This window comes from Salinicola sp. JS01 (genome assembly GCF_030284585.1).
Classification (GTDB): domain Bacteria; phylum Pseudomonadota; class Gammaproteobacteria; order Pseudomonadales; family Halomonadaceae; genus Salinicola.
Map to the genome: position 1 here is coordinate 822,845 of NZ_CP127244.1, position 21,484 is coordinate 844,328.

Here is a 21,484-nt window from a genome sequence, read left to right on the forward strand (position 1 = left end):
CAACAGGCAAAGGCAAGAGAAGAGGGCGCTGTCGGTTATTGCAGACAGAGCCGAGGCGTTTGATCGAAAACGCTTTTATGCCCGGCGTCAAGCGGCGTTCTCGCCCCAGGGTCCCGAATTGGCGACAATTCTCAACCTATCGCGACTGCTGTAAGATGCCCGACCGAACGGCCGGCACCGGCAAGATGTCCGATGATACACGGCTCGCAACGATTTTGATAAAGAGGGACGATGAATCCTCACGCATACCAATCGGTCTCGCTGACGGCGATGCTCCAACGCCTCTGGCGTTACCGCAACCTGACACGACAGATGATCCAGCGGGACGTCATCGGGCGCTACAAGGGCTCGGTGCTGGGTCTCGCCTGGTCGTTCTTCAATCCCATCATCATGCTCGGCGTCTACACCTTCGTCTTCACGGTCGTGTTCGAGGCGCGCTGGGGGCTCACCCCCGAAGGCGGGCAGGCCCACTTCGCCCTGCAGCTGTTCGCCGGTCTGATCGTCCACGGTCTGTTCGCCGAAGTGCTCAACCGCGCGCCCGGGCTGATCATGGCCAACCAGAACTACGTCAAGAAAGTGGTCTTTCCGTTGGAGATTCTGCCCCTGATCCCGCTCGGCTCGGCGCTGTTCCATGCCATGGTCAGCCTCGTGGTGCTGGTGCTGGCGCAGATCGCGTTCGACCACACCATGGCGCCGACGCTGGTGCTCGCGCCGCTGGTCGCGTTGCCGCTGTGCCTGCTCGCGCTGGGGCTGGGTTGGATACTGGCCTCGCTGGGGGTGTTCCTGCGCGATATCGGCCAGACCATGTCGCTGGTCACCACCATGCTGCTATTTCTATCGCCGGTGTTCTATCCGCTCTCGGCGCTGCCGGAAACCTTCCGGCCGTTCATCCTCGCCAACCCGCTCACCTTCATCATCGAACAGATGCGCCGCGTGGTGATCGCCGGACAGATGCCCGACTGGTCGGGGCTGGCGCTCTACGGCATAGCGGCACTGATCATCGCCTGGGCCGGCTTCGTCTGGTTCCAGAAGACACGCAAGGGGTTCGCCGATGTGCTCTGAACCCGTGCAGCAGACGACAGCGCCGATGGCCGACACCGAGGGTGAGCAGGGCGCCGTGGCCACCGCCGGCGAGATCGCCATCCGGGTCGCCGACGTGGCCAAGTACTACCGGGTCTACGCCTCCCCGCGTGATCGACTCAAGCAGTTCGTGGTACCGCGCCTGCAGCGCTGGTTGGGCCGGCCACGGCGTGACTACGGCCGCGACTTCCACGCCCTGGACGGCATCAGCTTCGAGATCGCCCGGGGCGAGACGGTCGGCATCATCGGGCGCAACGGCTCCGGTAAGTCGACTCTGCTGCAGATGATCTGCGGCACCCTGGCGCCGACCCGTGGTGACATCACCACGCGGGGCAGGGTGGCGGCGCTGCTCGAACTCGGCGCCGGCTTCGACCCCGAGTTCAGCGGGCGTGAAAACGTCTATATGAATGCCACCGTACTCGGCCTGAGCCAGGCGGAGATCGACGCGCGCTTCGACGACATCCTGGCCTTCTCCGAGATCGGCGACTTCATCGACCAGCCGGTCAAGACCTATTCCAGCGGCATGTACGTGCGCCTGGCCTTCGCCGTCATCGCCCACGTCGACGCCGACATTCTGGTCATCGACGAAGCGCTTGCCGTGGGTGACGCCTTTTTCGTCCAGAAGTGCATGCGCTTCCTGCGCGATTTCATGAAGCGCGGCACCGTGCTGTTCGTCAGCCACGACACCTCCGCCGTACTCAACCTGTGTCAGCGTGCCATCTGGCTCGACGCCGGCAAGGTGGTGGCCGAAGGTGAGCCCAAGGAGGTCGCCGACGCCTACCTGCAGGCGTTCTTCGAAGCCAACCAGGGGCGCGGCAGCGTCGCGCGCAGCGGCGGAGGGCTACGTGACACCAAGCCGGCACCGCTGGAACGTCGTGACATGCGTCAGGACCTGATCAACGCCTCGCCCTATCGCAACGATCTGGAAATCTTCGAATTCGACCCCTCCGCCAGCGGCTTCGGCAAGGGGCATGCCACCATCGAACACGTCGAGCTGAGCGACGACGAAGGGCGCCCGCTATCGTGGATCGTCGGTGGCGAACGCGTGACCCTGCGCATTCGCGCCCGGGCCCAGGCCGGCGAGCCGCTGGCGCGGCCGATCATCGGCTTCTACGTCAAGGACCGCCTGGGCCAGACCCTGTTCGGTGACAACAGCTTCCTGAGCTACCGTGACGACCCGGTCGGCACCGCGCCGGGGCAGGCGCTCGACGCCACCTTCACCTTCCGCATGCCGATCCTGCCGCGCGGTGACTACAGCATCAGCACCGCCATCGCCGACGGCACCCAGGACGAACACGTCCAGCACCACTGGATTCACGATGCGCTGTTCTTCAAGTCGCACTCCAGTAGTCAGAGCCACGGTCTCGTCGGTATTCCCATGCACGCCATTTCGCTAGAGGTAGATAGCCCGCATGAAGTCCAGTGATCCCAACGCCTTGCCCACGACGGGGGAACGTTTCCTGCCGGAGTTCGACGGCGGCATCGTCGCCGAGCACCAGCACCGCTACCGGCTGGCGCAGCGCCTCGTGGAAGGCAAAGACGTGCTGGATATCGCCTGTGGCGAAGGCTATGGCGCGCACCTGCTGGCCGAACGTGCCGCCCGCGTGACCGGGGTCGACATCGACACCGACACCGTGGCCCACGCCCGCGCGGCCTACCCCGCCGACAATCTCGAATTTCTCGCCGGCGACTGCGCCGAGATCCCCCTGGCGGACGCCTCGGTCGACGTGGTGGTGAGCTTCGAAACCATCGAGCACCACGACCGCCACCGCGAGATGCTCGCCGAGATTCGCCGCGTGCTGCGCCCCGGCGGGCTATTGATCATCTCCAGCCCCGACCATCACGAATACAGCGTGGCGCGGGATTTCGACAACCCCTATCACGTACGTGAACTCAGCCGCGACGAGTTCGATGGCCTGCTCGGGGAGTACTTCGCCCATCACGCCCTGTTCGGTCAGCGCGTGGTCTACGGCTCGCTGGTGGTACCCGAGAGCCGCGAGCCCACCGCCATGGTCACCTACGGTGGTGAATCCAGCGACCATACCAGCGCCGCCGGTATCAGCGGTCTCGGCGACCCCATGTACTGGATCGCCCTGGCCAGCGACGCCGACCTCCCCGCGCTGCCCACGAGCTGCTACCGCCAGGGCATCGAGCACGCCGATGCCGTGCTCGAACGCCAGCGTGCGCTCGAGGCCGCGCAAGGCGAGCTGGAACGCTGCCAGGCCGCGGTCGCCGAGCGCGACGCCCGCATCGCGCAGATGGACGACGCCATCGCCGGCCAGACCCAGGCGCTCGAGACGCGCGACGCCGAGCGTGAGCGGGTGGCCGCCGAGCGCGACGCGCTGATGGCCGACCACGCCCGTCTGGAAGACGAAGTCGGCCGGCTCGCCGAGGAGCTCGCCCAGGCGCAGGCCGAGCGCGAGCGTGCCGCCGATGAGCGCCAGGCGCTGGAAACCCAGCTACTCGACCTCAACGGCCATCACTTCCGCCTCCAGGCGCGGGCGCAATCGCCGGGTTGGCTGCTCAAGCGCCTGATCAAGCGCGCCTGCCAGTGGCCGGGGGAGCGCCGCCGGGCTCGTGACGAACGCCGCCTGATCGCCGAATCCGGGCTGTTCGACGCCGAGTGGTACCGCCAGCACAACCCCGACGTGCACAGCCGCGGGCTCGACCCGCTGGCGCACTACCAGCGCCACGGCGGCTACGAAGGCCGTGCCGCCTCGCCGGCCTTCGACACCGCCAGCTATCTGCGTCAGCACCCCGGCCTGATCGAGCGCCGCCAGCACCCGCTGCTGCACCACCTGCGCAGCCAGCCGGGGCAGGGCGCCGAGACCGCCGGCGTCAAGGCCAGCGGCGACCGTCTCTTCCCGGTGCTGTTCGACGGCGCGGCCAATCCCAGCGAGAGCTATGTCGAGCCCACCGAACATCGGCTCGACGGCGACTCGCGGATCCGCGCCATCGCCTTCTACCTGCCGCAGTTCCACCCCATCGCCGAGAACGACCGCTGGTGGGGCAAGGGCTTCACCGAGTGGACCAACGTCAGCAAGGCGGTGCCGCAGTTCGTCGGCCACGAGCAGCCGCGCCTGCCCGGCGAACTCGGCTTCTACGACCTGCGTCTGCCCGACGTCCAGGAGCGCCAGGTCGAACTGGCGCGCCAGCACGGCATCGAAGCCTTCTGCTTCCACTACTACTGGTTCAGCGGCCGCAAGCGTCTGCTCGAGCGGCCGATCGACCAGTACGTCGCCAACCCCAACATCGACTTCCCGTTCTGCCTGTGCTGGGCCAACGAGAACTGGACGCGGCGCTGGGACGGTCAGGAGAACGACATCCTGATGGAGCAGCGTCACGAGCCCCAGGACGATCTCGAATTCATCGAAGACATCGTGCCTCTGCTCGAGGACCCGCGCTATCTGCGTGTCGACGGCAAGCCGGTGCTGATCGTCTACCGGGTCGACATCATCCCCGATGCCGCCGCCACCGCCCGCACCTGGCGCGAATACTGCCGCGAGCGCGGCCTGGGCGAGCTGCACCTGGTGTGTGCCCAGAGCTTCGGTATCGGCGACCCCGAGCCCTACGGCTTCGACGCCGCGGTGGAGTTTCCCCCGCACGGGCTGCAGGCGCGCCAGATCGAGGGCGAGCTGGAGTTCCTCAACCCCGAGTTCGCCGGTCGCGTCTACGACTACCGCGACGTGGTCGCCAGCCAGATCGCCAAGCCGCGCCCGGACTACCGGCTCTACCCGACGGTCTTCCCGGCCTGGGACAACGAAGCGCGCAAGCCCGGCCGCGGGCACATCTTCCACGGCGCCAACCCGGGCGACTACCGCCGCTGGCTCGACGACGCCTGCCGCCGCAGCGACGCCAACGCGGGCGACGGCCAGCTGGTGTTCGTCAATGCCTGGAACGAGTGGGCCGAAGGCGCCTATCTCGAACCCGACCGGCGCCACGGCTACGCCTACCTGCGCGCCACCCAGGAAGTGCTCGCCCACTACCCGGTGGAACACGCCGCGCCCCAGAGCATTGCCGCCATGGCCGCCACTCCGCGTGCCCACGACACCGCGGTGATTCTGCATCTGTACTACCCCGAGATGTGGGAGACGGTGCTGCCCTGGCTACGACACATACCCGACGGCCATGACCTTTTCGTGACGCTGGCCGAAGACGCCCCCGCCGACACCGAGCGGCGGCTCGCCGCGGATATCGACGACGTGCGCACCGCCCGCGTACCCAATCGCGGCCGCGATATCGCCCCCTTCCTCGAAGTGCTGCGCGCGATCCGACCGCTCGGCTACACCGCAGTGTGCAAGGTGCACGCCAAGAAGAGCCTGCACCGTGCCGACGGTGAAGGCTGGCGTGACGAAATGTTCGCCAAGCTGCTCGGCGACGCCGGCCACATCGGCGAGATCCAGCGCGCCTTTGCCGACAACCCCGAGCTGGGGCTGGTCGGCCCCGCCGGCCACTGGCTCGCCTACCCGCGCTACTGGGGCATCCACCCGGAAAGCCCGGCCCAGGTACATCGCCTGCTCGAACGCCTGGGTAGCGCCGAGCCGCTGGACACCATGCACTTCTTCGCCGGCTCGATGTTCTGGTGCCGCCCGGAAGCCCTGGCAGCGTTGCTGGACGTGCTCCACTGGGGCGACTTCGAGCACGAGCTGGCGCAGACCGACGGCGCTCTCGGCCATGCGATAGAGCGTATCCTTGCGCGCGCGGTGACCGCCGCCGGCTACCGCGTGACCGACACCGACGGCCCGGGGCGCCTGAGCCGCGCGCCGCAGGTCAACGACAGCTACGCCTACGCCGCACCGTGCCCGCCGCCGGCCGACACCAGCGCCGAGTACGCCCCGCGGCAATGGTCCGGGGCCAAGGCCAAGCTGCGTCAGATCGCGCGGCGGAGCCCGCTGGCGCGTCGCCTGCGGCGGGAGATCCTGAGCCGAATCGGTTGAAGGTCACGTTCGAAACTTCATTGAACTTAGGAACGCCATCCAACGGGATGGCGTTTTTACGTCGATGACATGACAATTACGTAAAAGCGACCTGGAAATGACGTTTTTACGTAAAACTAAAGTCTACTGAGTACTTGTCAGATCGGATTTGACAGAGTAAGCGCTGACTGACTACGCATACGGCGAATTCCCACGGGTCAGAAAAAAACCACTTTGCGCGCTAAGCGATTTGAATTGCCCGAATTACGCGAGTAAACCCTCACTATTCTTGGGAAGCGTGTCTCGCGGGTAGCCGTTCTCTTACGCCAACTCACTGAAAGTCATACTTTTATCCGTAGTAAGTGCTAGCTAACATACGGCAAAAGTCGCACAACGCAAGGCTGCGAAGCGTGACTGCGACATTACCGACGCTTGCAAACCCCTATTGAAGGCTCTAGCATCCGGCAGGGTGAAGCTCTGGCTCATCTTCGTCATGAGCAAAGCGGTGATATTCGGGACGACGGTTTCGGATACCGGTTTCACCGGCACTGGGAAAGAAGGCACGAATAACGTCGAAAAACCCATGTCGCAGTGCTGAGCGCCACCGTTGCCTGTGTGCAAGGGTGCGCAGGCGACAGCGCGAGGCACCGAATTGGAAACATGTTGGATCCAATAGCGGTGTTTTTACCGCACCCCATGGAAAAAAAGCCGCATATGCAAGGAGATTGCCAGTATGGCAACGATTAATTTCGACTCGCAGTTCTATCTCGAACAAAAGCTGGAACAGCTTCAAAAGCAGGACAGCGCCGAGTACGGCGACTGGACCACCGCAGACGTCCAGCAGGCGTTCGACGATGCCGGCCTGACCGCCGAACAGCACTACGAAATGTACGGCTACATCGAAAATCTGAGCCCGAACGCCCAGTTCGATAGCACTGCTTACCTCGAAGACAAGCTGGCTCAGCTCCAGGCGACTGGCGCAACCCAGGCCGACGGCGAGCCGTATGCCAACATCGCTGACGTCGCCAACGCCTTCCAGGCGGCCGGTCTGTCTCCGCTCGAGCACTACAACCTCTACGGCCAGGACGAAGGTCTGACCGCGACGCCGGTAAGCGGTGAAACCGGCGGCGGCGATGGCCCCACCACGCCGACCCCGACCAACACCATCGCTTTCGACGCTTCCGAGAAGGCCGGCAACAAGATCGTCTGGGATGAAGAGAACCAGAAGATGGTTCTGGAATCCGAAGCCCAGGGCGATACCGTCAAGCACGTCGGCAAGGCGTACTACGACGAGAATAAAAGCTACAACACCACCGCCGACTACAAGTTCACCCTGAGCAACCAGCTCAACTACGGTCAGGCTGATGTTGATGGTGCCGGCGGCGTCGACCTCTATCAGGCGACCTTCCTCAGCCCGCTGATGGTCGAAAGCGGTGGCATCGGTGCCGGCTCCGTCCTGGATCTGCGCTTCGCCGATCGTCTGGCCCCGGCCAACGACACCACCCAGACCCTGAACAACACCCAGATCAACTACTTCGAGTTCACCTACAACGGTACCGAGTACCAGGTGAACGACGAGAACACTAACGGTGCGCTGACCCAGGCGCAGAGCTACCCGGATCTGCTGGCAGCCATCCAGACCGGTATCGCCACGCTGAAAGCGCAGAACCCGGAACTCTCCGGTCTGAACGTGCGTCAGGGCAACACCTTCTCCGTCGACCAGTACGACAAGCAGACCGACCAGCTCACCGGTGAGAAGGTCCAGGGTGTCTCGATCGTCCTGAGCGCCCAGGAAGGTACCCTCGGTGGTTTCACCGCCAACGTCACCAGCGTGGACACCGGCGGCGTCGACTCCTACGCACGTGCGTTCGACACCATCACTGACGGTGTCGACGGCCTGATCCAGACCTCCATCGATCTGGACAACATCGGCTACGGCTCCCAGGGCGGCAGCGTCAACATCGCCGGTGAGTCTGCCACCAACGTGGGTATCGAGAAGTTCGTCGTCACCACCAAGAACGGTGCCTGGCTGACCGAGCTGTCCTCTGAAGACACCGCTACTAACTCTGATTTCAACCACCTCAAGCAGGTCGAAGTCAGCGGTACCGGTTACTTCCGCGTCGGCCAGCAGAGCGCGAGCTGGGGCCACAGCAACACCGCCGGTGAATACTTCACCGCCAACGGCCAGACCGCCAACTGGGTCAGCCCGTTCGTTGCTGACACCACCGGTGGCGACCAGGGCCTGACCGACGTCCAGGACGTCGATCTGACCGGCCTGAACGGCAGCTCCGCGATCAACGCCGTCATCACCGACGCCGTCATCGACCGCGACCTCAACCTGGTCGACGTCAACGGCAACCCGGCTGAAGACAACGTGGTCTACAGCTACGAGCTGACTTCCGGCGACGACGTGCTCAACCTGAACGTCGACGCAGACGTGCTCGAGCGCGAAGATTTCGAACTCGACATCAGCACCGGTGCCGGCAACGACGTCGTTCACTTCAGCAACGACCTGTCCGGTTCTGCGCTGACCAACCAGCAGCTGAACAACAACGTCTCCATCGACACCGGTGCTGGCAACGACCGCGTCTGGACTGAAGGTGCCGGCAACGCCACCATCAACACCGGCGCTGGCGACGACCTGATCCTGGCCGACAACAGCGGTGACCAGGGTATCGGCACCAACGAAGGCCGCGCGCAGTTCGTCTTCAACAACGCGTCGCTGGATATCGATGACCTCGAGTCCAACAGCGACAACGGTCTGTCCAGCGGCGCTAGCGGTAACGCGCAGAGCTTTACCGTGACTGGCTTCGATGCAACTGCTAGCTCCAACACGTTCGGTGTTGCAGTCAACTTCATGGGCTATGAAGCGACTGTGAACATCAACGTTGCAGCCAGCAACATCAATGCATCTGGTGATGCCACCATCACCGCGCTGCAGATCAACCAGGCGATCAAGTCCGCGATCAACAGCGACGACGTCCTCAAGGAGCTGCTGCTGGCCAAAGACGGCAACGGCAACTCGCTGATCGTCGACTCCAAGATCGACGGTGCAATGACCACTGACGATCTTGCCATCAGCTTCACCAGCAACAACGCGAACGACGGTGAAGCCGACGTCACGCTGACTCAAGACAGCAGCGGCGCTGGCTACTACGACACCGAGTTTGCTAAGGCAGACGTAACGACGGTCGACGACGGCGGTACGCCTGATGACACATCAGACGACACCACCACCACTACCGCCACCGACATCACCGGTGCGGACAGCTCCGTCGAAAGCGACAACGTCATCAATGCCGGTACCGGCACTGACGAAATCGTTCTGGGCACTGGCGCCGACAGCAACGACACCGTGGCCTTCACCGGCTACAACAACGGTGACAACACCATCGTCAACTTCACCGATGGTGATCTGGCGACCAACACCGGTGCTGACATCCTGGACTTCACCAGCTACCTGGGCGGTGCAGCGGCCAACACTGGCGACGTCGACGATGCTGCCGGCGAGCTGACCAACGACACCGTCTATACGCTGGACTTCACCGGTACTGACGATGTCTCCTTCGCTGACCTGAGTGCCTCTGACGTTCTGAACGCCCTGAACGCTGACTCCGGTAGTGTGGGTGGCATCGACAGCAGCATCGACGCTGCAAGTGAAGCTTCCGACTACATCCTGCTGGTTAACAATGCCGGTACCGATGGTAACCCCGGTGAAGTCAAGGCATTCCACCTGCAGTCGGGTGCGGATTCCGGCGACTTCAGCAGCGTCCAGCTGATCGGCACCATGGACTTCGGTTCCACCAATGGCACCAGCAATGTGGACGCCCTGCACGCCGACAACCTGGCGTAAGGGTTTGCCCCGGCATCACGCGGTTGGTGATGCGGAACAGGGCCGGTTCGCCGGCCCGACTCCACGAACCCCTCGGCCCCCGGGCCGGGGGGTTCGTCGTTGAGGGGTGTCACTTGCCGACGCCCTCATAGCGGTATCATCGGCGGCACTCCGCGTGGCGGGGTGCCGCCGATGATACTCATGCAACCCATTCTCCTTTGCTAGGATGGGCACCGGCCAACCATTCGAGAGGAGTGTCATGCCACGCTTTATTCCCCTGAGTACCCAGCGCCACCTTGGCGACGGCTGGCTCAAGAAACGCGGTTATGAGTATGCCGCCGAGCGCCCGGTCGCCGAGCTGGTCGCCGAGGAGGTCGCCCGCGCGCTACCCACGCTGCCGCTGGCCTTCATGCCCGAGGGCGAGCAGTGGGCGCTGGTCGCGGTGCTGTCGCTGGACTCGCGCCACAATCTGTTCGTGCACCCGGATGGGCGCTGGATGGGCGGCTATGTGCCGGCGGCGTTTCGCGGCTACCCCTTCGCGCTGCTGCACGACCCGCAGGGCGACCGCCGAGTGCTGGGTTTCGATGCCGACAGCGGGCTGTGGGTGGAGGGCGCCGAGGGAGAGCACCGCTTCTTCGACGACGCGGGCAAGCTGGCCCCGCAGGTCGAGCGCACGCTCACCTTCCTGCGCCAGTACGACGACCAGCGCCGCACCACCCGGCACGCCGTCACCGCCCTGGCGGAAACCGGCCTGATCGTGCCCTGGCGCTTCTCGGTCAACGATGACGCGGGCGAGCCGCACCGGGTCGATGGGTTGTACCGTCTCGACGAGGCCGCGCTTCGCGGGCTCTCGGGCGAGATCTTGAGCGACCTGGCGCAGAGCGGGGCGCTGGCCATCGCCTATGCCCAGCTCTACGCCCAGCACCGCCTGCCCGGGCTGACCCGGCTGGCCGAGCTGCAGACGCAGATCGCCGAGCGCAGCCAGGCGGGCGAGTCGGTGGATGTCGCCCGGCTGTTCGATGGCGACGATGAAGAGCTCGCGTTCGATTTCGGTGACTGAGCGCCTGCCGCCGGTGTGGCCGGAAAGGCTTCGCCTAGGAAGCGCGCGCCACACCGGCTAGAATGGGATTTCGATTTACCGTGACCAAGGATAGACCCAACATGGCCGATAACGACCAGACCGTTTCCATCGACGGGAAGGAGTACCAGCTGGACCAGCTCAGCGAGGAAGCGCGCAAGCAGCTGGCCAACCTGCGTCTCTGCGATGAAGAGATCGCGCGTATCCAGCGTCAGTACAGCATCGCCCAGGCGGCACGTGTCACCTATTCCAACCTGCTCGAGCGCGCCCTGCCCGCCGAGAAGGCGCCCGCCAAGCGCGCCACCAAGAGCACGACTCGCAGCACCACGGCCAAGAAGGCCCCGGCCAGCCGGAGCAAGAAAAGCGCCGAGTGAGCCTGCACGGCGAATCCAGCGAATTCAGCGAACCGGCCCCCGTGGCCGGTTTTTTCAGGCCTTGGCGGCGGTTTCGGCGTCTCGGGCGCTCACGCCACGCTGAACGGCAGCCAGCCGCGATGCGCGCCCAGCTTGACGATCATGACGCCGTCATGGCGCTGGATCGCGCCGGGGCCTTGGCGGTCCTGCCGGCGGTTGCGATAGCATGGTCGATGATGACATCGACTCGATGCCATCCAGGCCAGACAACACAATAGGCGGGCAAGGAGCGCGGGAAATATGACCAGTCCGATAAATATCGATTTCGATGAGCCTTATTACCTCGAGCAGAAGCTGGAACAGCTGCGTTGGGAGGATCGCGATCAGTACGGCGATTGGACCACCGACGACGTCGAGCAGGCCTTTGCTGAGGCGGGTCTTTCCGCCCGGGAGCATTACGCAACCTACGGCTTCGCGGAAGGCATCGACCCGAGCCCCAGGTTCGACACGCTCGGCTATCTGGATGCAAAGCTGGATCAGCTCCAGGAGATCGGTGAAACCCAGGCCAACGGCGAGCCCTACGAGAACATCGCGGATGTCGCCATTGCCTTCGTCGCCGCTGGGTTGTCGCCACTCGAGCATTTCAACTCTTATGGGGTGTTCGAGGGGGTCCGGCCGCCCGAGTCGGACGGTTTCGGTGAAACCTGGGTGTTTCCCGCCGAGCCGGATGCCGCTGTGTTGACCGAAACCTGGGTGTTTCCCGCCGAGCCCGGGGCAGAAGAGGCGGCGCACCTCGCCCCGGCGCTTGCCGAGCCGGTCAACGATGGTGCGGCACTGGTGGGCGGTGTCGATACCCCCGCGCCGGCCTTCGGCGAGGGCAATATCGCCTGATCGTTGCAACACAGGCATCCATACCCGCACACACTCGGCGATTCCTGCGAATCGCCGAGCCGGCCGGGCGGTGTCACTCCACGCTGAACGGCAGCCAGCCGCGATGCGCGCCCAGCTTGACGATCATGACGCCGTCATGGCGCTGGATCGCGCCGGGGTTGGGCCAGATGGGCATGGCCTCGACCTGGTGCAGGGCGCGGCGGGTCTCGTCGCGGTCGGCGTTGCGCCAGTCGCCGATGCCGTAGTAGCGGAAGAACAGCCGCAGGCGAATGTTGTTGCCGCCGTCCCAGGCGAAGAAGGAGCTGCCGAAGACGTCCGAGCGCGGCAGTTTGTGCACGCTGTCGTTGGCGATGCCGCCGTGGAAGTAGACCGGGGTGCGCGCGGGGTCGAAATCTGGGTATTGCAGATAGAGCGCCGTGGCGATGCGGTTGGCCATCAGCACGTCGGCCTGGCGTACGGCGGCGTCGGAGGCGAAGAGCTGCGACACTCGGGCGCCGTGGATCAGCAGCAGTAGCGCGGCCAGCCCCAGCAGCCAGCGCGGGTCGCGGCGGTAAAGCGCCAGCGTCACCAATAGCGCCAGGCTCAGGCTGGTGGCGACGAAAATACGCGGCGGCAGGGCGTAGCGGCTGGTCAGGCAGAACACGAACGGCAACAGCAGCATGCCCAGCGTCAACAGCCAGCGGTAGGCGCTGCGCCCGGCGCCCAGGGTGCGCCAGCGCAGCAGCGCCGTGGCCAGCAGCAGGGCGGCAGCGGCGCTGGCCAGTGCGAAACTGGCCAGGCCGAAGTTCTGACGCCCGCCGAGGCCCTGAGCGAGCTGTGCCGTGACCGCGTGCAGATAGGCCCAGGGGCCGAGCCCCAGGTTGACGAAGCCGGCCAGGTAGCTCGACCCGGCGATCGCGAAGTGGGCCTGGGTCCAGCGGGTGATCGCCACGTAGAGCGCCAGCGCCACCAGCGACAGCAGCGCGAAGCCGGCCAGCTGCGCCAGACCCTGGCGCGGGGCGATTCGGGGGCGTGCGTCGTCGCCACTCGCGTCGGTGCCGGCTTCGATGAAAGCCAGCCGCCCCAGCAGCATCAGCGGCGGTATCACCACCAGGCTCTGGTAGATGCCGATGGCATAGACGTAGCAGCCGGTGGCCAGCAGCAGGCCGCCCCAGCGCGGCGCCCCCCGCAGCGCCAGGGCGTTGACGAAGAGCCAGACGCTGGCGATACCCAGCAGATAGCCGATGGCCAGGGTGTCGGCCTGATTGATGAATTCGAACTGGTAGGCGAGCTGGGGGAAGCCGACCAGCAGCGTGGTGAACAGCAGCGCCCCCGCCCCGGAGAGCCGCAGCAGCCGTGCGCCCAGGGTCGCCGCCAGGCTGAGCGCGAGCAGCGCCACCAGCAGGGTGAAGAAGGGCGTGAAGGGCTCGGGCAGCAGCCAGGCGCGCAGCAGGCTGTGCCCCCAGCGGCCGAAGGCGATGGTCTGGGCGAAGTTGTCGGCGAATTCGCCGTCGATGGGCAGGCTGAAGTGGGTCAGCGGGTAGCCATAGACGAGCAGGCTGGCCACGAGGGTCAGCAGCAGCAGGCGGCCGGGCTCGCCGAGCGACGGCGGCCGGCCACCGGGGGGGAAGCAACGCGGGTCATCTGGGCCTCGTGGGAAGGGGGATGCCGGGCGCGGCGGCTGGGCTCGGCGTTGTGGCAGGAATTCTACCGGCACCATCGCGGCGTGGCGATGGTACCGGTGTGGGGGTCACTCCTGGCAGGTCTCGCCGACCCACTCACTCTCGCTGGACATGGTCAGCTCGGTGTCACTGCCGACGTAGCGGGAGGTCATGCTGGCGCTCATGTGGCGCGAGTCATGAATGGTCGTCGAGCCCTGGGCCTCCATGGCACCGCCCTGACCCTGGCAGCTGAATTGGTAGCCGAGGGTGGCGCCGTCCCGGGAGGTCTGCACGACCTTGCAGCCTTCATCGGTAAAGTTCTGACGTATGGCCGCTGCCAGGTCTCGGGCCTGTTCGGCGGTGAAGCACTGGGTATCGATCCTTTCGCGCGGCATGCCCGGCGGTAGTTTGTCGCCCTCGAGGGTGGTCGTCGTTTTCCACTGGCCGGGCTCGATGTCACCGGCCCAGGTCGGCGTGGTCGTCATGCCCAGCAGGGCGGCAATCAGCAGGTGGCGTGTCGTCATGCGGCGTCTCCCTCGATGGCGTGTGTCGTTATCGGCGCCAGCCCGCTCCGCCCGCGCGGTTTGTCGCCCTGGCTATGCCCCCCGGTCATGTTTCGACTTCTCGTACGACGTCCAGGGCAGCGACGATGAAGGTCGCTGTGTTCGCGAAGGTCGCTGTGTTCACGAAGGTCGCTGTGTTCATGATGGCCGTCGCCAGCAGGATGGCTGGCGTCATCGTGATAGCGACACGGGCGAGCAGCGGATGGCGTATTCGTGCATCAGTGTACCGAGACAGGGCATGAGCGCCAGCCGTCGCTGGCAGAGGGCGGCGTCGGCATTTATCGACTGGCGCCGGGGGCGGCCAGCCCGTATCCTTCCCCGCCATAATTCTCGCTTGGTCTTTTGGAACGCCTGTGAGCCCTCTTTTTACACGCTATCGGGGCATCGCCGCCGCGGGTGCTGCTTTCTCGCTTGCCGTCTATGCGGCGATCTTCTGGCGCATGCCGCTGATGGGGGAGGATTTCGCCTTTCCCCTGGGCTACGGTGCCCACGGCTGGGGGGAGCGGCTGGCCTGGATCGCCCACAAGATCCCGGCGCAGACAGCCGACTGGAACGCGCGCCTGGGTGAGCAGTTGGCGATCGTCTGGCTCAATCTGCCGGCGTGGCTGTTCTGGCTGGTGGCGCTGGCGGCCTTCGTCGCTTTCGCCGCCTTGATCGCCATGGTCTGGGGGCGGCGCGATCTGCCGTTCAAGCTGGCGCTGACCCTGGGCCTGATGTTCGGCCTGTGGCCGGGGCTGGAGATCTTCTTCTGGAAGACCGCCAACGCTGGCTATCTGCAGCCGATCGTGCTGTCGCTGGTGTGCATCGTGGCCTATCGCAGCGAGGCGGCGGTGCTCGCGCTATCGCAGCGCCCGTGGCGGCTGTTCGGCCTGTGCGTGGTGGCAGCGGGGGCGGGCTACTCGTTCGAGAACGTGCCGGTGGCGCTGGCGCTCTACATGGCCCTGGCCTGGTGGCTGCTGCCCGCGCGCCGGGTGGCGTGGCCGGTGCTGCTGCCGGTGGCGGCGATGCTGGCCGGCTGGGCGGCGCTGATGGCGATGCCGTCGACTGCCTTTCGTCGCGCTTTCTATCTCGAGGCCAAGGATGTCCACGCGACGGGACCCGCATACTATTGGGAGCGGGCCGGGGAGGTCACCGATACTTTCTTCGATACCGCCGAAGTATTGGTTGTACTGACTCTAGTGTCGCTACTGTTCCTGGCGCATCAGCAGCGCCGTGGCCGGCTCACCTATGACCGGCGCATGTGGTGGAGCATTCTGCCGGCGGTGCTGGTGGTGGGCTCGATGCTCGCCGCGCCCTATACCGAGCCGCGCGCCTTCTCGCTGGCCTGGGCGCTGATGCTGGCGCTGGTCGTCGAGGCGCTCAGCGTGGCCTGCCGCCGCTGGCGCTGGGCGGTGGCTGGCTGCACCCTGGCGCTGCTGGTGTCGGCCGGCCTGGCCATCAAGACTTTGACGCTCTACGAGAACGTGTCGCGCAGCTTCGATGCCCGCGAGGCGCGCATTGTCGAGCGCCTGGGTACCCCGGCCTGCGAGACCGGCGTGGCCATTCGTCAGCGCCATTTCGATTATCCCCGCCGTTATTTCAACAACCGCGACGACTGGTATCTGTGGTCGCTTTGGCACGTCGGCAACTATTACGGCTGCAAGCTGGTACCGGCAGAGTAGTCGCCATACACTGTATCAAGACCATTCCTGGCGGTACTCCATGGTGAAGGAGTAAGGATCCATTGCCACGGGGCGGGAGGACAAGGAGAGGATCGATGAGTGCGAAGGTCTGGCACGGAGTGCTGGTGATACTGGCTTGTGCCACGCTTGCCATTTTTGCGTATGTGTTCTGGATTGCGCCGATGCAGGGCGAGGATTATGCCTTCGCCCGGCGTTTCGTGGATGCGGGTCTACAGCCGAGACTGGACTGGATGCTGCACAAGTGGCCCATCCAGTTCACGCAGTGGAACGCCCGTCTTGGGGAACAGTTGGCGATCTTCTGGCTGAACCTGCCCAAGAGCCTTTTCCTGCTTGCCACTGTGGCCTGTTTCGTCGGCATGAACGTACTTTGTGCCTTCATGCTGGGGGGCGTGACGGCTGGCAGCGCCGGACGTTGATCGCCATGGCATTGGTGTTTCCCCTGTGGCCCGGGCTCGAGCTGTTTTTCTGGCAGACGGTGGTAGCGGGGTACTTGCACCCGTTGATCCTGAATCTGATCTGCCTCGTCGCTTTCACGTCGGCAGCACGGATTCGCGCCCTGAGTGCACGTCCCGGTTTATTGGTCGTGTCCACGGTGATCGCCTTTCTGGCGGGGTTCTCTTTTGAAAACATGCCCGTCGCCGTGGCGATCTATCTGTTGGTAGCCTGGGGCTCGCTACCCGACCGCTGGAAGCAGGTTCGGGCGTTATGGGTCCCCTTGGGCATGTTGACCGGATGGGCGGCCCTGATGCTGATGCCTTCGACGGCTTACCGTCGGGCTTTCTATCGTGATATTTACGGTGTGGGTGATACGGATCTCGGCTATTACCTGGGGCGTGCCTGGGATGTCACCATGACGTTTTTCGGCACGGCCTGGCCATTGATTCTGGCGGCCCTGGTGGCACTGGCATGGCTTGCTTTTCTACATCGGGGCGCGCTGACACGCTATGATCCCCGTGTCTGGTATCTGTTGCTGCCGGCGATACTGACCGTTGGCTCGGTGGCCGCTGCCCCTTATACCGAGCCGCGAGCCTTCCTGTTGACGTGGGTGATCATGTGGGCCTTCGTTACCGAAGCGCTCGACCGCTTGTGGCAGGCGGGAGAGATCAGACGTGCCGTGGTCGCGCTGGTATTGGCGGTGTCGTCGATGGGGTTCGGCAGCTGGGTCGTGCTCATTTACAACGATGTCTCCACCGCTTTCGACGCTCGCGAGGCACGAATCATCGAGCATCTGAATACGCCTTCATGCCAGCAGGGGTTGGCCATCGCACCGCTGAGCTTCGACTATGGGTACCGTTATTTCAATAATCGTGACGCCTGGACTATTCAGAACCTGGATCCCATTGGCAGCAGTTATTATGGCTGCCGTCTGAAAGCGGCCCCGTCTGGGAGCTAGGTGTGCGTGACTTTCACTTTCGATGGTGCTGATGCCGATCAGGTGAACTATGAGCAGTATCACGACAAGAAAGTGAAGCGCTAGAAGGCTGAAAGCGTCACCGGGAGTGTGTTGCGATGCACAGTCCCGGGGCACCGAGCCGGTCCCTAACCCATGTATCGAATCAAGCATGAGGCTTTCTTATGGCGATGAAGAACCCACCGCATCCGGGCAGGATGCTGAGGCGCCGCATCGTACCTGCCCTGAATCTGAGCGTAACGGAGCTGGCCGAGAAACTGGGCATGTCTCGAAACTCCGTGTCCCGCGTGCTGAACGAGCACGCGGCGATCTCTCCGGATTTTGCCGTGCGCCTGGAATTTGGCGGTATTGGCGAGGCTGCGCACTGGCTTCGCATGCAGGCAGCACATGACTTGGCCGAAGCCCAGTCCAAGGCACAGAATCATATTGAGCGGTTCGTAACTCCAGCCTGACCCGCCTGAACAGCGCAGCCGCATCGAGTAAGGCCATAGCGTATGGTGACGCTGGGGCCTTCTTGCCAGGCAAGCTATTCCGGCAGGCACGGGAGTCGAGCTTCGTGTCGGGGCCTCGTTGCAAGGCTCGATGCCGGGTGACTGCGAATGCGGCAGCAAGCCGGGCTTGACCATCGAGCCGGTGACGCCAGGCTATCCGGCTCGCTATTTCAACGGGCGCGATGCCTGGACGATGCAGAACATGCTGGTGTTGGAGAGCTACTACGGCTGCTGGTTGACGCTCGACGGCGCGGATGGCTGAGCCGGGGACTCGTGGCGCTGGCCGCCGCGGGTCAGGCGCTTGACGATGTAGCGCGGGCGCTGCTTGCTCTCCATGTAGATGCGGCCGATGTATTCACCGAGCACGCCGATGCCCATGAGCTGGACGCCGCCCAGGAAGAGGATCGCCGTCATCAGCGAGGGGTAACCCGGCACCGGGTTGCCCCAGGCCAGCTTGTCGATGATCAGCCAGGCGGCATAGGCGAAGGCGAAGGCGGCGACGCCGAAGCCCAGATAGGTCCAGACGCGCAGCGGCACGGTGGAAAACGAGGTGATCCCTTCCAGCGCCAGGTTCCAGAGCTTCCAGCCGTTGAACTTGCTCTTGCCCGCCGAGCGCGCCACGCGGGCGTATTCGATCACGGCGGTGTCGAAACCCACCCAGCTGAGAATGCCCTTCATGAACAGCTTGCGTTCCGGCAGGCGGATGATGGCATCGACCACACGCCGCGACATCAGACGGAAGTCGCCTACGTTCTCTTCGATCGTGGTCTCGCTGATCCGATTGTTGAGCTTGTAGAACCACTCCGCGGAGCGTCGCTTGAGGTAGCGGTCGCTGTTGCGATCGCTGCGCTTGGCCAGCACCACGTCGTAGCCTTCCTGCCATTTCTCGATCAGCCGTGGGATCACCTCGATGGGGTCCTGGAGATCCACGTCGATGGGGATCACCGCGTCTCCTCGGGCGTGCTCCAGCCCGGCGAACAGTGCGGGTTCCTTGCCGAAGTTGCGCGAGAAATCGATGCTCGTGACCAGAGGGTCGGAGATGGCCAGCGCGGCGATGATCTCGGCGGTGCGGTCGCGGCTGCCGTCATTGACGAACAGGATCTCGATGCGGTGTGCCGCCAGCGCCGGATGTGCGCGCACGCTGCGGTAGAACAGGGCGATGGTGTCTTCCTCGTTGAAGACCGGCACGACGAGCGAGAGATTCACGGGCGACTCCGGAACACGCAGTAGCGGGAATAGACGAACCCCAGCACCAGGCTCAGGGCCGAGAAGCCGATCAGCGTCACCAGCGGCGGTGACTGGGCCAGATCGGCGAGCTTGCCGACCAGCCAGCTCAACAGCCCCATGAAGGCGACGAAGGCGACATAGCGCCTGGCTGAGGCGTCGGAGCGAAAGGTCCAGCGGGCATTGGCGAAGAACGAGAACGTCACCGCGACGGCAAAGGCGATCAGATTGCTCAGTGACTGGCTGTTCAGCCAGTGGTAGGCGAGGGCGAAGATCGACCAGTGCAGCAGGGTGTTGATCACCCCGACCGAGGCGTAGCGGGAAAACAGCTTGAGCATGGCGCGGGCTTGGAACCGTGTGAGGGCCGGCAGGAGAGAGCACCGGCAAAGCCGCCCAAGTCTACCGCCACCGTGCGGTGAGATAAATGCCGAGCGGCCGCGGTGGCATTGTCTTCCCTCGCTGCGGAGACTGTCCGCGTGGTTCGGGTCGAGCGGGCTGGCGCAGAGCGGCGGGCGCGTTCCCCACGGAAAGGTGTCGCGGTCTCCCCGCGCCACCGCTCAGCTATTCAGCTATTCAGCTATTCAGCTATTAAGCTATTCAGCTATTCAGCCCGGCGCCGATATCCAGATGAATGCCGCCAATGCGACGAGTGCGGCTCATCAGACACATACCGAGGCCTTTATGACCACCGTCAAACGTGTCACCGATAGCTTTTACTCACGCCCTGGAGATGGCTTCGATGGTGTCGGCAAGGTGCTCACCGCGACCGCCCTGGGCACCGGTACGCTGCTGGCCAATGGTCGCGCCGTGCTCACCGCCGCGCACGTGGTGGAGGACAACGTCGGCCCGATCCGGGTCACCTTCAATGGTGTCGAGGGCCGCTATTCGGCTACGGTGGCCGATTACTGGATCAATCCCGGCTATACCACCGACGGCTATCGCGACGACCTCGCGCTGCTGCTGCTGGACCAGCCGGCACCGGCTTACCTGCCACGCTATGCGCTCTATCGCGACAGTGACGAGCTGAACCAGGTCGCGACCCTGGTCGGTTACGGCGCCACGGGTACTGGAGCGCAGGGCTACGATAGCGCGAGCGGCGGGCAGCGGGTCACAGCGCAGAATCGCATGGAGACCACCTGGGATGCGGTCGACGGTGCCCTGGGCGGCGGTAGCTGGTACACGCCCACCGGCTCGCAGCTGGTGGCCGATTTCGATAGCGGCAGCCTGCGCTACGATACCCTGGGCCAACTGATGGGCCTCTACGACTACGGTCTCGGCGACACCGAGGGCATGATCGCCCCCGGCGACAGCGGCGGGCCGGCCTTCATCGATGGCAAGCTGGCCGGGGTCGCCAGCTATTCGGCTTCCCTGGTGGGGCCTTATGGACAGCGCCTGGATGCCACCGATGAGGTCGACAGCAGCTATGGTGAACTGGGGGCGTGGCAGCGTGTCAGCCACTACCAGAGCTGGATCGATGCGACCCTGTCGGCCGCGGGCGCGCCGCTTTCCACCACCGTGCGGGCGGTCATCGAGCGCGGTGGCGATGGCCGCGATCTGCTCGTGGGCGCCGCCGGGGACGATGAACTCGATGGCGGCGGCGGTAACGATCGTCTCTACGGTGGCGCGGGTGATGACCGCTTGACGGGTGGCGCCGGGGTCGATGTGGCACGTTTCGATCTGCGTGCCGATCAGGTGGCCCTGGCCAGCGGTGGCGACGGCGATCTCGTCGTCGTCTCCCCGAGCGGTGATCGCGATACCTTGAGTGGCATCGAGCTGTTGCGCTTCGACGACCGGATTCTGCTGACCGAGGCCCCCGAGGTCGACAGTGCGAGCGGGCCGGCGTTCGACGCCGGCCTTTATCTCGAGGCCAACCCGGATATCGCCGCCGCGGTGGCGCGTGGCGATATCGGGGCATTCGCGCACTATCGCGACTATGGCGCGCATGAGGGGCGCGACCCCAACGCGCTGTTCGATGAACGTGGCTATCGCGCGGCCAATCCGGACGTCGATGCGGCGATCCAGCGCGGCGATCTGGACAGCGGCTATCAGCACTATGCCGCCTGGGGCTGGAAGGAGGGGCGTGACCCCTCGGCGTGGTTCGATCTGGATCGTTATCTCGAGACCAACCCGGACATCGCCCAGGCCGGCGTCGAGCCGGTGGGCCATTACCTGCGCTACGGCTACGACGAGGGCCGGGTGATCCCCACCGCCGATGACGGGATGTGGGGATAAGCTTCCAGCGAGGCCGCGTGGGGTGGTGTGCGCCGGGGCGAACGCCCGGCTCGGTGTCACCGAATCGCCCGACAATCTTGAACGATTCGAC

General features: G+C 64.8%; 17 protein-coding genes. 13 read left to right on the top strand and 4 right to left on the bottom strand.

Annotated elements, in window-relative coordinates:
- Positions 1 to 231: 231 nt before the first annotated feature.
- From QO259_RS03780 to QO259_RS03810, 7 genes are all read left to right on the top strand, one after another.
- Positions 232 to 1,062 (top strand): ABC transporter permease, encoded by an 831-nt coding sequence (locus QO259_RS03780; RefSeq protein ID WP_285951857.1) that lies wholly within the window; start codon positions 232 to 234, stop codon positions 1,060 to 1,062.
- Entirely contained in the window at positions 1,052 to 2,506 is a 1,455-nt protein-coding gene (locus tag QO259_RS03785) for an ABC transporter ATP-binding protein (RefSeq protein ID WP_285951858.1), read from the top strand. The genes QO259_RS03780 and QO259_RS03785 overlap by 11 nt, the downstream gene beginning before the upstream one ends.
- On the top strand, positions 2,493 to 6,017 hold the full coding sequence (locus QO259_RS03790) for a glycoside hydrolase family 99-like domain-containing protein (RefSeq protein WP_285951859.1): 3,525 nt from the start codon (positions 2,493 to 2,495) through the stop codon (positions 6,015 to 6,017). The genes QO259_RS03785 and QO259_RS03790 overlap by 14 nt, the downstream gene beginning before the upstream one ends.
- Before the next feature lie 712 nt (positions 6,018 to 6,729).
- Positions 6,730 to 9,849, top strand: coding sequence for a beta strand repeat-containing protein (locus QO259_RS03795; RefSeq protein ID WP_285951860.1), 3,120 nt, complete (start codon positions 6,730 to 6,732; stop codon positions 9,847 to 9,849).
- Positions 9,850 to 10,087: 238 nt separating this feature from the next.
- Positions 10,088 to 10,888, top strand: a complete 801-nt coding sequence (locus QO259_RS03800; RefSeq protein ID WP_285951861.1) for a SapC family protein — start codon at positions 10,088 to 10,090, stop codon at positions 10,886 to 10,888.
- 101 nt (positions 10,889 to 10,989) lie between these two features.
- Positions 10,990 to 11,280 (top strand): DUF6447 family protein, encoded by a 291-nt coding sequence (locus tag QO259_RS03805; protein WP_285951862.1) that lies wholly within the window; start codon positions 10,990 to 10,992, stop codon positions 11,278 to 11,280.
- 279 nt (positions 11,281 to 11,559) lie between these two features.
- Entirely contained in the window at positions 11,560 to 12,150 is a 591-nt protein-coding gene (locus QO259_RS03810; protein WP_285951863.1) for a hypothetical protein, read from the top strand.
- 73 nt (positions 12,151 to 12,223) lie between these two features.
- Here QO259_RS03810 and QO259_RS03815 read toward each other — a convergent pair whose 3' ends face one another.
- The gene (locus QO259_RS03815; protein WP_285951864.1) at positions 12,224 to 13,696 is read right to left on the bottom strand and encodes a glucosyltransferase domain-containing protein; all 1,473 of its coding nucleotides are present in this window, start codon (positions 13,694 to 13,696) and stop codon (positions 12,224 to 12,226) included.
- A gap of 183 nt (positions 13,697 to 13,879) precedes the next feature.
- Positions 13,880 to 14,314 carry a DUF3617 domain-containing protein gene (locus tag QO259_RS03820; protein WP_285951865.1) on the bottom strand — a complete coding sequence of 145 codons (435 nt, stop codon included), beginning with the start codon at positions 14,312 to 14,314 and terminating at the stop codon, positions 13,880 to 13,882.
- Between the two features lie 392 nt (positions 14,315 to 14,706).
- Between QO259_RS03820 and QO259_RS03825 the strand changes: the two genes are divergently transcribed.
- The 5 genes from QO259_RS03825 to QO259_RS03845 all read left to right on the top strand — a co-directional run bounded on the left by QO259_RS03825 (position 14,707) and on the right by QO259_RS03845 (position 18,199).
- Positions 14,707 to 16,014: a DUF6056 family protein gene (locus tag QO259_RS03825; RefSeq protein ID WP_285951866.1), complete on the top strand. Its 1,308-nt coding sequence runs from the start codon at positions 14,707 to 14,709 to the stop codon at positions 16,012 to 16,014.
- Between the two features lie 95 nt (positions 16,015 to 16,109).
- Positions 16,110 to 16,451, top strand: coding sequence for a hypothetical protein (locus QO259_RS03830; RefSeq protein WP_285951867.1), 342 nt, complete (start codon positions 16,110 to 16,112; stop codon positions 16,449 to 16,451).
- A 5-nt stretch (positions 16,452 to 16,456) separates the two neighbouring features.
- Positions 16,457 to 17,428: a DUF6056 family protein gene (locus QO259_RS03835; RefSeq protein ID WP_285951868.1), complete on the top strand. Its 972-nt coding sequence runs from the start codon at positions 16,457 to 16,459 to the stop codon at positions 17,426 to 17,428.
- A 182-nt stretch (positions 17,429 to 17,610) separates the two neighbouring features.
- Positions 17,611 to 17,898, top strand: a complete 288-nt coding sequence (locus tag QO259_RS03840; protein ID WP_224417673.1) for a HigA family addiction module antitoxin — start codon at positions 17,611 to 17,613, stop codon at positions 17,896 to 17,898.
- 118 nt (positions 17,899 to 18,016) lie between these two features.
- A complete protein-coding gene (locus QO259_RS03845; protein ID WP_285951869.1) occupies positions 18,017 to 18,199 on the top strand; it encodes a hypothetical protein in 183 nt (60 codons plus the stop codon).
- Here the strand turns inward: QO259_RS03845 and QO259_RS03850 are convergent.
- Both QO259_RS03850 and QO259_RS03855 read right to left on the bottom strand, forming a co-directional pair.
- Positions 18,160 to 19,143, bottom strand: a complete 984-nt coding sequence (locus QO259_RS03850; RefSeq protein ID WP_285951870.1) for a glycosyltransferase family 2 protein — start codon at positions 19,141 to 19,143, stop codon at positions 18,160 to 18,162. The two genes, QO259_RS03845 and QO259_RS03850, sit on opposite strands and share 40 nt — an antisense overlap.
- Positions 19,140 to 19,499, bottom strand: a complete 360-nt coding sequence (locus QO259_RS03855; RefSeq protein WP_285951871.1) for a GtrA family protein — start codon at positions 19,497 to 19,499, stop codon at positions 19,140 to 19,142. The genes QO259_RS03850 and QO259_RS03855 overlap by 4 nt, the downstream gene beginning before the upstream one ends.
- 343 nt (positions 19,500 to 19,842) lie before the next feature.
- Between QO259_RS03855 and QO259_RS03860 the strand changes: the two genes are divergently transcribed.
- Positions 19,843 to 21,393: a trypsin-like serine protease gene (locus QO259_RS03860; RefSeq protein ID WP_285951872.1), complete on the top strand. Its 1,551-nt coding sequence runs from the start codon at positions 19,843 to 19,845 to the stop codon at positions 21,391 to 21,393.
- Positions 21,394 to 21,484 lie beyond the last annotated feature (91 nt).